The 12170-nt window shown below is 65.7% G+C and carries 12 protein-coding genes; 6 read left to right on the top strand and 6 right to left on the bottom strand.

Going from position 1 to position 12170, the window contains the following annotated elements:
* Nucleotides 1–45: 45 nt before the first annotated feature.
* The 4 genes from ACWPVA_RS11880 to ACWPVA_RS11865 all read right to left on the bottom strand — a co-directional run bounded on the left by ACWPVA_RS11880 (nt 46) and on the right by ACWPVA_RS11865 (nt 2572).
* Nucleotides 46–735, bottom strand: coding sequence for an HAD family hydrolase (locus tag ACWPVA_RS11880; protein ID WP_454287888.1), 690 nt, complete (start codon nt 733–735; stop codon nt 46–48).
* Nucleotides 736–814: 79 nt separating this feature from the next.
* Complete coding sequence (locus tag ACWPVA_RS11875) at nt 815–1396, bottom strand: TetR/AcrR family transcriptional regulator (RefSeq protein ID WP_454287887.1); 582 nt, start codon at nt 1394–1396, stop codon at nt 815–817.
* Complete coding sequence (locus ACWPVA_RS11870) at nt 1393–1740, bottom strand: DMT family transporter (protein WP_454287886.1); 348 nt, start codon at nt 1738–1740, stop codon at nt 1393–1395. Before ACWPVA_RS11870 ends, ACWPVA_RS11875 begins: the two co-directional genes overlap by 4 nt.
* Nucleotides 1741–1882: 142 nt before the next feature.
* Complete coding sequence (locus ACWPVA_RS11865) at nt 1883–2572, bottom strand: ArsR/SmtB family transcription factor (protein WP_454287885.1); 690 nt, start codon at nt 2570–2572, stop codon at nt 1883–1885.
* A gap of 83 nt (nt 2573–2655) precedes the next feature.
* Between ACWPVA_RS11865 and ACWPVA_RS11860 the strand changes: the two genes are divergently transcribed.
* From ACWPVA_RS11860 to ACWPVA_RS11850, 3 genes are all read left to right on the top strand, one after another.
* Nucleotides 2656–2985: an NIPSNAP family protein gene (locus ACWPVA_RS11860; protein ID WP_454287884.1), complete on the top strand. Its 330-nt coding sequence runs from the start codon at nt 2656–2658 to the stop codon at nt 2983–2985.
* Nucleotides 2982–3326 carry an antibiotic biosynthesis monooxygenase family protein gene (locus tag ACWPVA_RS11855; protein WP_454287883.1) on the top strand — a complete coding sequence of 115 codons (345 nt, stop codon included), beginning with the start codon at nt 2982–2984 and terminating at the stop codon, nt 3324–3326. The genes ACWPVA_RS11860 and ACWPVA_RS11855 overlap by 4 nt, the downstream gene beginning before the upstream one ends.
* Before the next feature lie 442 nt (nt 3327–3768).
* Nucleotides 3769–4899, top strand: coding sequence for a DNA methyltransferase (locus tag ACWPVA_RS11850; RefSeq protein WP_454287882.1), 1131 nt, complete (start codon nt 3769–3771; stop codon nt 4897–4899).
* A 376-nt stretch (nt 4900–5275) separates the two neighbouring features.
* Here ACWPVA_RS11850 and ACWPVA_RS11845 read toward each other — a convergent pair whose 3' ends face one another.
* Entirely contained in the window at nt 5276–5890 is a 615-nt protein-coding gene (locus ACWPVA_RS11845) for an HAD family hydrolase (RefSeq protein WP_454287881.1), read from the bottom strand.
* A gap of 3 nt (nt 5891–5893) precedes the next feature.
* Nucleotides 5894–6991, bottom strand: coding sequence for an A/G-specific adenine glycosylase (gene mutY / locus ACWPVA_RS11840; RefSeq protein WP_454287880.1), 1098 nt, complete (start codon nt 6989–6991; stop codon nt 5894–5896).
* A gap of 85 nt (nt 6992–7076) precedes the next feature.
* Between mutY and ACWPVA_RS11835 the strand changes: the two genes are divergently transcribed.
* The 3 genes from ACWPVA_RS11835 (at nt 7077) to ACWPVA_RS11825 (ending at nt 12158) form a co-directional block, all read left to right on the top strand.
* Complete coding sequence (locus tag ACWPVA_RS11835) at nt 7077–7580, top strand: DUF721 domain-containing protein (RefSeq protein WP_454287879.1); 504 nt, start codon at nt 7077–7079, stop codon at nt 7578–7580.
* A gap of 144 nt (nt 7581–7724) precedes the next feature.
* Nucleotides 7725–8600, top strand: a complete 876-nt coding sequence (locus ACWPVA_RS11830) for a DsbA family protein (RefSeq protein WP_454287878.1) — start codon at nt 7725–7727, stop codon at nt 8598–8600.
* Nucleotides 8601–8693: 93 nt separating this feature from the next.
* Entirely contained in the window at nt 8694–12158 is a 3465-nt protein-coding gene (locus tag ACWPVA_RS11825; RefSeq protein ID WP_454287877.1) for a chromosome segregation SMC family protein, read from the top strand.
* The last annotated feature ends 12 nt before the right edge of the window (nt 12159–12170 follow it).

Genomic DNA, 12170 nt, shown 5'->3' with positions numbered 1-12170 from the left:
GACAAGAGACGCGGCCGCGTCAGCGTGGCCGCCGGTCGTGCGCTTTCAGAACGCGCCGGCCCATTCTTCCATGGCGGCGATCACGGCGGGCAAGTCCACCATGCGGGAAATCACCGTTTCGGCGCCGGCGTCGGTTAGCCGGTCGGCATGCGACGGATAGGTGTGAGACGCCCCGGTGAAGCCAATCACCCGCATGCCGGCGGCCCGCGCCGCATGTACGCCGTGCACCGAATCCTCGACGACGACGCATCTGTCCGGCGGCACGTTCAACTGCGCTGCGGCGTGCAGGAAGATATCCGGCTTAGGCTTGACGCGGTCGGCGCCGAGATCCTTGGCCGAAAAGATATGCGGTGCGAAGAATTGTTTCAGGCCGACCTTGGTCAGCATCATGTCGAGCCGCTCGGGGGATGAGTTGGAGCAGATGCAGCGTGGTCCCTTGAGTCGCGCCAGCGCGAACTGGACGCCCTCTACGATCTTGACCTCGCGGGCGAGCCGCTGGTCGACCAGCTTTTCCGACTTGTCGAGCAGGCTTGCCGAAAGCGGAATGTCGACTTCCTTTTCGACGGCGAGCAGGATGTTCTTCCAGGTCATGCCGGCGAAACGTTCGCCCATTTCCTCGACCGAGATCGGATAGCCGGCCTCGTTGAGCAGCTTGGATTCGACCTTGGCGGCGATGATTTCGGAATCGACGAGCACGCCGTCGCAATCGAAGATGGTAAGGTCGAAGCCGCTCATGGGGGGAATCCGTCTTGTCGTCGTGGGAAGGCGCTTCCCCTACACGAAGCGGCCGAAAAGAACAATCCGCAAGTCGGTGTTACAAGACAGGCACTGCCGCCTCTGAGGTGAGCGAGAGCAAATGGGATTTGAGGCCGGTGAGATCGCGCCGGGGTCCGATTTCCGGTTGCAGCAGGTCGCTGAGCCATAGCCCGTCGGCGGCCAGGCGGACGATCTCGAGCATTGGCGCACTGTCCGTCTCGTGATGGTCTAGGAGCCGGGCCTCCAGCCAATCCGACCAGAGTTGCCGGAGTGCCGGTTCGGCAATCAGCGAGACCGACAAGGCCGCCCAGGGGCTTCGCATGCCGAGCTCATGGTCGGCGAAGGCTGCGTGGACATAGGCGCGGGTGAAGCGACCGAAGGACCTTTCGTCCTTGGCCATGTATCCGTCGATCTCCCGACGGAATTCTGCCAGGATATTGGCGAAGACGGCTTCGATCAGGATTTGCTTGCTTGCGAAATGGTGCAGCAGGCCGCCCTTTGTGACGCCCGCGGCCTCGGCGACAGCCTGGAGCGTGACGGCGGAAAGCCCGTTCTCGACTGCAAGCTGGGCTGCGCAGTCGAGCAAGGCGCGGCGCACCTGTTCGGGCTGTTTCTTGCGGCTGTAAGCATTGTCCGTCATCCGTGCGAGACCGCGCTGGAGAATGTGTTCATCACCACGACCCCCCCGACGATCATTCCGATGCCGACCAGTGCGGGAACATCGAGCGTCTGCTTGAAGACGGTCACGCTGATGATCGCCGTTAGAATGATGCCGAGCCCGCCCCACATGGCATAGGCGACGCCAAGCGGCATGCCTTTCAATGCCTGGGAGAGCAGGTAGAACGAGATCACGTAGAGTCCGACCATCGCCGCCGTGGGCCACGGCTTGGTGAACTGTGCCGAATGCTGCAGCAGTGCGGTCCCCGCGACTTCACAGACGATTGCGCCGGCGAGTGAGCCGTAGGCGAGAAGAAGGGGATTCATGACGTGCTGCTTTCCGAAGATTGTCGATCGGAGGAAAGATACCGTACGGTCGGTTTCTTTGCAAGAAGAGGTGGCCGCACGATCTGCAGACCCGCAAACAGGCCGCCCGCTCGTCTGCGTCTAAGCTCGGGCTCGGGCCCGGCTACTGGTGAGGAAGCGGAAACATCGCCGCAAAGCGCCGCTCGCCCTCCGGCGAAAAGACGATTGCCCGGCTGCCGGCGGCGCGCCGCGCATAGCCGTGGTCGAGGAAGTGGGTAAGCAGCGCCTTGCCGAGCGCGCCGGAGAGGTGGATCCGCCGCTCGCTCCAGTCGAGGCAGGCGCGGCAGAGCGGGCGGCGCTGCGCCTTCAATCCGGCAAGGTCGATGCCGTTGTCGCAGACCAGCGCCTCGCCGACGGGCGTCAGCTGCGGGTGTTCCTCCTCGCCGACGATGGCACCGAGGCTGCGCAGGCTGTCGAGCATGCGCACGCCATAATCGCCGGCGAGATGATCGTAGCAGATCCGCGCCTTGCGCAGCGCCGGCTCCTTCGGCCCCGCCTTGTGGCGCACATGGCCGCGGGCGGCGGCAAAACCCATCAGGCTCTCGATCATGCGGCCCACCGCCGGGTCGGCCAGCGTGAAATATCGGTGCCGCCCCTGCTTGCGCTGGGCCAGAAGCCCGCCCTCCTCGAGCTTGGCGAGATGCGAGCTGGCCGTCGGCAGGCCGATGCCGGCCGCGCCGGCAAGCTCGGTGGCCGTCAACGCACGCCCGTCCATCAGCGCAAGCAGGATGTTGGCGCGGGCGGGATCGCCGATCAGGGCGGCGAGGCGGGCAATGTCAGGTCCTTCACTCATGCTTCGATCCTAATCGAAGCATTGCCGTCGGGCAATATGCGAGGAGGGGACATCGATTTGGCCACAGCATGAAAGGAAACTCCATGATCACCTGCGTCATCCGCTACGAGATCGACCCCTTCGCCAGGGATGCCTTCACCACCTATGCCCGCAACTGGGGCGAGGCGATCCCGCGCTGCGGCGCCGATCTGGTCGGCTATTTCGCCCCGCATGAAGGTTCCGCCACCACGGCCTACGGCATCTACCACGTCAAGGACCTCGCGGCCTATGAGGCCTATCGCGCCCGGCTCGCCGCCGATCCGCTCGGCAAGGCCAATTACGAATTCGCCCGCAATGCCCGCTTCATTCGCAAGGAGGACCGGCTCTTCCTCAAATGTGTCTCCGAACTGCCCGCGCTGATGGTGCAGCCATGATCGCCGTCATCTTCGAAGTGACGCCCTTTCTCGGCGAGCGGCACCGCTATCTCGACCTGGCCGGCGAACTGCGGACGAAGCTGGAGACGATGGACGGCTTCATTTCCGTCGAACGCTTCGAAAGCCTGACCGTGCGCGGCAAACTGCTGTCGCTGTCCTTCTGGCGCGACGAAGACGCGGTGCGCCGCTGGCGCGAAACGGAGGAGCACCGGGCGGCACAGCAGGCGGGACGCGGCGGCGTGTTCGCCGACTACCGCCTGCGGGTCGCCCATGTGCAGCGCGACTACGGGATTCAAGAGCGGGAGGAAGCGCCGGAGGATAGCCGGGCGGTCCATGGGTGAGGCTTTTGTCTCCTGGCCGAATTTTTGCGGCAATGGGGAGGGGGCGGCTCAAAAGGCCCCCCCTCCGGCCTGCCGGCCATCTCCCCACAAGGGGGGAGAACACGTGCCGCCAAGGGAGGCGGTTGCGACGGTGCGCCAGTTTCCTCGTCACCCCGGCGGCGGTAAAGCCCCTCCCCCTTGTGGGGAGGGGTTGGGGAGGGGACTCTTCCCGCTGGAGAGCGGTTGAGGAGGGGGAAACTCCCGACAGGTCAAGGAGGGACCGCAGCGCCGACCTCCACGCAAGCCGACCGGACCCAGCCTGTCCCGCACCCTTCGGCCCTTTTCGGCACAGGCTGACCCTCGTCAATGGAATTTCTCACGCCACCTTCAGCCTTTGGTAACCAAGATCGGTAACCATAAGCATCGTGTTCCAGTGCTGCGTCAGCGTAAGAGTGAGTAACCGATGGCTTCCGTATTCCCGCTCGCCGATCTCCGCCTCTCCAGTGACCCCTTCTCCTGGGTCAATTCGATCATCAAGGGTGACTGCGTCGCGGCGCTGGAAGCGCTGCCCGACAAGTCCGTCGATGCGATCTTCGCCGATCCGCCGTACAACCTGCAACTCGGCGGCGCGCTGCACCGTCCGGACCAGAGCCTTGTCGACGCCTGCGACGACGAATGGGACCAGTTCGCCTCTTTCGAGGCCTATGACGCCTTCACCCGCGCCTGGCTCTTGGCCTGCCGCCGCGTGCTGAAACCCACCGGCACGATCTGGGTGATCGGCTCCTATCACAACATCTTCCGCGTCGGCGCCACGCTGCAGGACCTCAACTTCTGGATCCTCAACGACATCGTCTGGCGCAAGACCAACCCGATGCCAAACTTCAAGGGCCGCCGGTTCCAGAACGCCCACGAGACGATGATCTGGGCCTCGCCGGACGCCAAGTCCAAGGGCTATACCTTCAACTACGATGCGCTGAAGGCGTCGAATGACGACGTACAGATGCGCTCCGACTGGCTCTTCCCGATCTGCTCGGGCGGGGAGCGCCTGAAGGGCGATGACGGCAAGAAGGTCCATCCGACGCAGAAGCCGGAAGCGCTGCTCGCCCGCATCATCATGGCCTCCACCAAGCCGGGCGACATCGTGCTCGATCCCTTCTTTGGCTCCGGCACCACCGGCGCCGTCGCCAAGCGTCTCGGCCGCAACTTTGTCGGCATCGAGCGCGAGCAGGATTATATCGACGCGGCCTCAGCCCGCATCGCCTCGGTCACGCCGCTCGGCAAGGCCGAACTCACCGTGCTGACCGGTAAGAGGGCCGAGCCGCGCGTCGCCTTCAATACCCTGGTCGAGAGCGGCATGGTCAAGCCGGGCCAGGTCCTCACTTGCGCCAGGCGCCGCCATTCGGCGGTCGTGCGCGCCGACGGCACGCTCGCCTCGGGCAGCGAAGCCGGATCCATTCACCGTCTGGGCGCGAAGGTGCAGGGCGTTGATGCGTGTAACGGATGGACGTTCTGGCACACCGATGACGGGCACACCCTGCGCCCGATCGACGAACTCAGGGCTGTCGTCCGCAGTGGGCTGGCAAAGCTGGACTGACGATCCGCCCAGCTTTGCCAGTCCGGAAATTCTCCGGCCGGTCTTGTACCTCTAGTCCCGGCAGGAGAGCCTTGACGCCCGGTGCGAAAGCGCCGGGCGTCATCCGTCATGGCAATGGCCATTCTGTCGGCCGGGCGTCAACTTCGCCCGGCCGACAGTTTCGGACAAGTCGGTCCATCTAACATGGCGCCATCTTCAGAATTCGTCCGCCTGGCGGTCGAACTGGCGCAGGATGGGGCCCGCCAGTCCCGCCTGCGCCAGCATCTCATCGCGGCGCCCCTGACCTCGCGGCGCCGGTAGACTTGGCGCGTCGCTTGGGCGGTCGCTCTGCTGCGTGCTCAGGTTAGAGGCACAGCGCGAGGGGCTGCGCGGAGCCCTAGACCTCGACGCCCAGATCCCTAAGATCCGCTCTCAACTTGCCCGCGCCGAGGAACTGCACCGCCTGCCAGCCGGCAGCGCGCGCGCCTTCGACATTGTGGGTCACGTCATCAATGAACAAGGCAGCCGCCGGGTCTAGGCCGAAATCGGCGGCGTGGCGCTGGTAGATCGCCACATCCGGCTTCAACAGACCGACTTCGCCCGACACGGTGACGCCGCGCGGCAGGTCGAGGAAGGGATACATTTCCCGCGCCTCCCGGAACGTGTCGGCGGCGAAATTCGTCAGCATGGTGACGTCATGGCCAGCGTCGATCAGGTCGGTCATCAGCGCCACGGTGTCTTCATAGGCATGTGGTACCATCTCGCGCCAGTTGAGCCGGAAGGCGCGGATCTGCTCTTCGCGCTCAGGATAACGGGCGATGACCTCGGCCTCGGCCTCGGCCCAGCCACGCCCGCGGTCCTGCTCCAAGTTCCAGTCGTGGGTGCAGACATTATCGAAGAACCAGCGACGCTCCGCCTCGTCGGGAATGATGCGGGAAAAGGGCAGGTTGGGATCGTAGTGGATCAGCACCTTGCCGATGTCGAAGACGATATGGCGGATGGGCTCTGGCATGTCTTATCCTTTGCTGGTCGAAAACGCGGTCGGAATAGCGGCGGCAATTGCTTTTTTCATGACAGTCGGCAGCGCCTCGCCGTCAAGATTTGTGACCGGCGCCCAGAAGCCGTGAACCGCGCCGGCTTCCATGCGGGCAACCTGCACCCGGTAGACGCCGAGCCGAAGCTCGAAATGGGTGAACACATGGGTGACGGTGCCGCAGGCCTGCCAGCCGGCGGCAAAGGGCGCCGCCTCCATTCCCGTCTCGCCGTCGGCCCGCGATGTCCAGGCCGTGGTCGGCACCTCTGTCATGCCGCCGAGCAGGCCGCTGTCCGGCCGCCGCCTGAGCAGAAGGTGTCCCTCGGTGTCCACCGCGACGAAGGCGGCGCCAAGCCGCACCGGCTTTTCCTTCTTCGCCGCCTTGACGGGGAACCGTTCCGGCTCGTCGCTCGCAAGGGACAGGCAGACATCGTTGAACGGACAGAGCGCGCAGGCCGGCCGCTTGGGCGTGCAAATCGTCGCCCCCAGGTCCATCATCGCCTGGGCGAAGTCGCCCGGACGGTCTTGCGGCGTCATCGCCGCGACGCGGGCCTTCATCTGCGGTTTGGCGCCGGGCAGGGGAGCGTCGATGGCAAAGAGGCGGGAAATCACCCGCTCGACATTGCCGTCCATCACGGCCGCGGGACGGTTAAAGGCGATCGCCGCGACCGCCGCCGCCGTATAGTCGCCGATACCTGGAAGCGCCTTCAGGCCTTCCTCGTCGTCAGGAAAGCGCCCGCCATGCTCGAAAGCCACCGCCTCGGCGCATTTTTTCAGGTTGCGGGCCCGCGCATAGTAGCCAAGGCCCGCCCAGGCGACCATGACGTCCTCAGACGGTGCGGCCGCCAGATCGCCGACGGTCGGCCACCGATCGATGAACTTGGCGAAATAGGCCTTCACCGCCGCGACCGTGGTCTGCTGCAACATTACCTCGGACAGCCAGATGTGATAGGGGTCGGGCGTCACGCCGCGTTTTGCCATGGACGGCGATATGCGCCAGGGCAGGTCGCGGTGATGGCGATCGTACCAGGCGAGCAGAGGCGCGGCATCGGGTATCTTCTGGATTGTCACGCTCGTCATTTGCCGCTCATGGGGGAAGTGCCCTATATCTGGCCAAATCACCCGGCCGTTCAAGGGGTGAGGTGAAAGGCTTAGACCGTATTCCATGCGTGCACCCAGAAAAGGCGTGATCCAGATTTCCGAAGTGGCGAATGGCATCATCGATCCGATGCTGGCTCGTCGCGCCGGCATCACGACGACGCTGCTCGGCTCCTGGGACGAGATTGCCGGCGAGAATTTCGCCGATTGCACCCGGCCGGAAAAGATCGCCTGGCCGCGCCGCAGCGATTCCAGCGACGAAGGCGGCCACAGGCCCGGTGTATTGACCATTGCCTGCGAGGGAGCCCGCGCGCTCTTTCTCTCCCACGCCCAGGGCGAACTGATTGCCCGCATCAACGGCTTCTTCGGCTATCCGGCGATCGGCCAGATCCGCATCGTCCAGAAGCCCGTCTCGACCGCGACGCTGAAGCGTCCGCGGCCGCGCAAGCTGGAGGGCGAAAAGGCGAAAAAACTGGCCGGTATGATGGAAGGCATCACCGACGACAAGCTTCGCCTGGCGATCGAACGCCTCGGCACGGGCGTGATGTCGCAGCGGCGCAAATCGCCGTGACGGCGCGAACATGAAGAAGATTTAATGCGTTAGCCGCGCGAAACTCACGATTCTTTGATGCTGGGGGCAGGGCACCGCCTTGTTTGCTGCCGATTGCCGCGATAACGGTTGTGCAACGTCAAAAACAGCCATCAGGGTGCATCGATGCCGAAACTTGATCCGATCCTCACCAAGAGCCGCCTTCTCGGCGGCGCCGCCGTGCTCGCCATGGCGGCCGTGCTTGCGTCCTGCAGCGACGATAGCGACAAGAAGGCTGCTGACGCTGCGCCGAAGCCGGCCGAGACCAGCACGGCGGCGCCTGCGACCCCGGCAGCAACGCCTGCCGCTCCGGCAGCGCCGGCCACCCCGGCCGAAACCGCAACGGCGCCTGCCGCCACTCCGGCTCCTGCAGCAACTGAGACCGCCCAGGCGCCGGAGCCGGCAGCACCCGCAGTCAAGCTCGAACTGCCAAAGTCCGACCGTGACATCGACATGGAAGAGGCGCTGAAGCCCGGCCCGATGAAGGAAATGGCGCTCGGCGATCCGAACGCCCCGGTCAAGATCATCGAATATATGTCGATGACCTGCTCGCACTGCGCCAATTTCCACACCCGCACCTTCGAACCGATCAAGCAGAAGTATGTCGACAGCGGCAAGGCCTATTTCATCATCCGCGAATTCCCTTTCCCGGGCGACACCGCGTCGCTCGCCGCCTTCATGCTGGCACGTTGCACCCCGGAAGAGCGGTACTTCCCCTTCGTCTCGATGTTCATGAAGCAGCAGCGCAACTGGGCGGCCCCGGCTGACAACGATGTGCGCGGTGCCATGCTGCAATTGTCGAAACTCGGCGGTTTTACACAGGAGAGCTTCGACGCATGCTTGACGAACCAGGAACTTGCCGGTGATGTGACGGCAGTCCGGGATCGCGGGGCCAAGGATTTCGGCATTCAGTCGACACCGACCTTCCTGATCAACGGCAAGAGCTATTCGGGGGACATGTCGGTTGAAACCATGTCGGCGCTCATCGACAGCCTGCTCTGATCGGCGCTTCGGCATTCTGGCGGGCGGCGGGGAAACCCGCGCGCCCGTTTTTGCTGCTTTGGTCTTCCCCTCAGCGATGAGGGGGCTTGCGGCATGAAGTTCAACCGCCTGCGCCTGCTCGGCTTCAAGTCCTTCGTCGAACCGACCGAGTTCATCATCGAGCGGGGCCTGACCGGCGTGGTCGGGCCGAACGGCTGCGGCAAGTCGAACCTTGTCGAGGCGCTGCGCTGGGTGATGGGGGAAAACTCCTACAAGAACATGCGCGCGTCGGGCATGGACGACGTGATCTTCTCCGGTTCCGGCAACCGGCCCGCCCGCAACACCGCCGAAGTCGGCCTTTATCTCGACAATTCCGACCGCACCGCGCCCGCCGCCTTCAACGATGCCGACGAGATCCAGGTGACGCGCCGCATCGAGCGCGGCGAGGGTTCGGTCTATCGCATCAACGGCAAGGAAGCGCGCGCCAAGGATGTGCAGCTTCTGTTCGCCGACGCTTCGACCGGCGCCCGTTCACCCTCCATGGTCGGCCAGGGCCGCATCGGCGAGCTGATCCAGGCCAAGCCCCAGGCCCGCCGCCAGCTGCTCGAAGAGGCGGCCGGCATTTCCGGCCTGCATTCGCGCCGCCATGAGGCGGAGCTGAGATTGCGCGCCGCCGAGACCAATCTCGAGCGGCTGGAGGACATCACCGCCCAGCTCGAGACGCAGATCGAGAGCCTGAAGCGCCAGGCCCGCCAGGCCAACCGCTTCAAGATGCTCTCCGCCGACATCCGGGCGCATGAGGCGATGTTGCTGCACATCCGCTGGAGCCAGGCCAAGCAGGCCGAGGGTGAGGCGGAAAGCGCGCTCAACCAGGCGACCTCGATCGTCGCCGAAAAGGCGCAGAGCCAGATGGAGGCGGCCAAGGCGCAAGCCATTGCCAGCCTCAAGATGCCGGAACTGCGCGAGGAGGAGGCCCGCTGCGCCGCCGCCCTGCAGCGCCTGCAGATCGCCCGCACCCAGCTCGACGAGGAGGCCGGCCGGCTGCTGCGCCGCCGCGACGAACTCACCCGCCGGCTTGCCCAACTCTCCGAGGACATTCGCCGCGAGGAGCGTCTGGTCGCCGAGAATGCGGAAGTGCTGGAGCGGCTGACGGCGGAAGAGGTGGAACTCGAAGAAATCCTCGCCGATTCCGGCCGCACCGGCGAAGAAGCCCGCATCACCTTCGAGGCGGCCGCGGCGACCCTTTCCGACAGCGAGAAGCGTTTTGCCGCGCTGACCGCCGAGCGCGCCGAGGCCGCTGCCGGCCGCAACCAGCTGGAACGCCTGATCCGCGATCTGGCCGACCGCCGCCAGCGGCTGGAGCGTCAGGTGGCGGAGGCGAACGGAGAGCTGGAACAGATCGCCGCCCGCATCGCAGCCCTTCCCGATCCGGACGAGAAGCGCGAAATGGTCGAGGCCGCCGAACAGGCGCTGGCCGACAGCGAAGCTGCAACCGCCGAGATAGAAGACCGCCTGGCCGAGGCCCGCCGGGCCGAAAGCCTGACGCGCGCGCCGCTGGAGGCCGCCCGCTCCAAACTCAATGCGCTGGAAACAGAGGCGCGCACGATTTCCCGCATGCTGGCCTCGGCCGTCTCGGGCGATTTCACGCCCGTGGCGGAAGAGCTGACCGTGACCCGCGGCTACGAGACGGCGCTCGGCGCCGCCCTCGGTGACGATCTCGACAGCCCGCTTGATGCGGCCGCTCCCGCCCACTGGATGCTGAACGGCGACGGTGCCGGCGATCCGGCCCTGCCGGCCGGTATTGCCTCCCTGGTGGATCATGTCCGTGCGCCGCCGGCGCTGACCCGGCGCCTGCGCCAGATCGGCCTCGCCGACGAGGCGACGGCGCTTCGCCTGATGCCGGAACTTCGCCCCGGCCAGCGCCTCGTCACCCGCGAAGGCGCCGTCTATCGCTGGGACGGCCATGTCGCGGGCTCCGAAGCCCCGAGCGCGGCCGCTTTGCGACTTGCCCAGAAGAACCGCCTGACCGAGATCGAGGCGGAGGTCGAAGAGGCGCAATATGCGCTCACCGACGCCGAGGAGCGTCTGGCCGAGGCGGTCGACGCGATCCGCAACGAAGAGACCCGTCTTGCCGAGGCGCGCGACAGGCAGCGCCTGTCGATCCGCCACCTCGCCGAAGCGCGCGAGGCCCTGACCCAGGCGGAACGCGCCTCGGGCGATCTGATCCGCCGCCGCGTCGTCATCGACGAGGCGGTGAACGGCCTGAAGGCGCAGATCGAGGAAGCGCTCGAACAGGAAGAAAACGCCCGCATCGAGATCGAAGAAACGCCGGATTTGTCCGCTCTGGACGTCAGGCTGCGCGAGGCCGAGGCCGAGGTCGCGACCGATCGCGGCCGGCTCGCCGAGGCGCGCGCCCGTTTCGAGGGCCTGGCCCGCGAGGACGAGAGCCGCCGCCGCAGAATCCTCGCCATCCGCCAGGAGCGCTCGACCTGGCAGGCGCGGGCGAGAAACGCCGAGGAGCATATCGCCACTTTGCGCGATCGTGTGGCCGAGGCCGAAGACGAGATGATCGGGCTCGAAATGGCGCCCGACGAGGTCGAGGAAAAGCGCCGCGCCCTGATGAACGAGCTGGAGAAGGCCGAAGCCGCACGGCGAGCCGCGGCCGACAGGCTGGTTGAGGCCGAAACCCGGCAGCGTGACGCCGACCAGAAGGCCGCCGCAGCACTGGCCGAACTGGCCGAAAGCCGCGAGAAGCGCGGCCGAGCTGAGGAACGCCTGGTCTCCGCCCGCGACTGGCGGAAAGAGGCCGAAACCCGCATCCACGAGACGCTCGCCGTTCCGCCGCACGAGGCCTTCCGCCTGACGGGCTTGAGAGACCCTTCCGAAATCCCCGATCTGCGCGAGGTCGAACGCGATCTCGACCGGCTGCGCATCGAGCGCGAGCGCCTCGGCGCCGTCAACCTGCGGGCCGAGGAAGAGCAGAAGGAACTATCCGATCGGCTCGCCGCGCTCATCAAGGAACGTGACGACATCATCGACGCGATCAAGAAGCTGCGCGGCGCGATCCAGAGCCTCAACCGCGAGGGCCGCGAGCGCCTGCTGGCCGCCTTCGACGTGGTCAACGCCCAGTTCCAGCGGCTGTTCACCCACCTGTTCAATGGCGGCACGGCCGAACTGCAACTGATCGAAAGCGACGATCCGCTGGAAGCCGGCCTCGAAATCCTCGCCCGTCCGCCGGGCAAGAAGCCGCAGACCATGACGCTGCTGTCCGGCGGCGAGCAGGCGCTCACCGCTATGGCGCTGATCTTCGCCGTATTCCTCACCAATCCCGCGCCGATCTGCGTGCTGGACGAAGTGGACGCGCCGCTCGACGACCACAATGTCGAACGCTACTGCAACCTGATGGACGAAATGGCCGCCTCGACCGAGACGCGCTTCGTCATCATCACCCACAATCCGATCACCATGGCCCGCATGAACCGCCTGTTTGGCGTGACCATGGCCGAGCAGGGCGTGTCCCAGCTGGTGTCGGTCGATCTGGAAACGGCGGAAGCGCTGCGCGAGCGCGAAATGGTGTGAATGGCCATTGTT

The sequence above is a fragment of the Rhizobium arsenicireducens genome (assembly GCF_964021225.1).
Note: the sequence above shows the minus strand (reverse complement) of the source record. Positions and strands in the feature narration are given on the sequence as shown.

Coding starts and splice junctions, on each gene's coding strand:
- ACWPVA_RS11825 (WP_454287877.1), top strand. CDS start 8,694: ATGAAGTTCAACCGCCTGCGCCTGCTCGGCTTCAAGTCCTTCGTCGAA.
- ACWPVA_RS11835 (WP_454287879.1), top strand. CDS start 7,077: ATGCGTGCACCCAGAAAAGGCGTGATCCAGATTTCCGAAGTGGCGAAT.
- ACWPVA_RS11865 (WP_454287885.1), bottom strand. CDS start 2,572: ATGAGTGAAGGACCTGACATTGCCCGCCTCGCCGCCCTGATCGGCGAT.
- ACWPVA_RS11880 (WP_454287888.1), bottom strand. CDS start 735: ATGAGCGGCTTCGACCTTACCATCTTCGATTGCGACGGCGTGCTCGTC.
- ACWPVA_RS11870 (WP_454287886.1), bottom strand. CDS start 1,740: ATGAATCCCCTTCTTCTCGCCTACGGCTCACTCGCCGGCGCAATCGTC.
- ACWPVA_RS11855 (WP_454287883.1), top strand. CDS start 2,982: ATGATCGCCGTCATCTTCGAAGTGACGCCCTTTCTCGGCGAGCGGCAC.
- ACWPVA_RS11875 (WP_454287887.1), bottom strand. CDS start 1,396: ATGACGGACAATGCTTACAGCCGCAAGAAACAGCCCGAACAGGTGCGC.
- ACWPVA_RS11830 (WP_454287878.1), top strand. CDS start 7,725: ATGCCGAAACTTGATCCGATCCTCACCAAGAGCCGCCTTCTCGGCGGC.
- ACWPVA_RS11845 (WP_454287881.1), bottom strand. CDS start 5,890: ATGCCAGAGCCCATCCGCCATATCGTCTTCGACATCGGCAAGGTGCTG.
- ACWPVA_RS11860 (WP_454287884.1), top strand. CDS start 2,656: ATGATCACCTGCGTCATCCGCTACGAGATCGACCCCTTCGCCAGGGAT.
- mutY (WP_454287880.1), bottom strand. CDS start 6,991: ATGACGAGCGTGACAATCCAGAAGATACCCGATGCCGCGCCTCTGCTC.
- ACWPVA_RS11850 (WP_454287882.1), top strand. CDS start 3,769: ATGGCTTCCGTATTCCCGCTCGCCGATCTCCGCCTCTCCAGTGACCCC.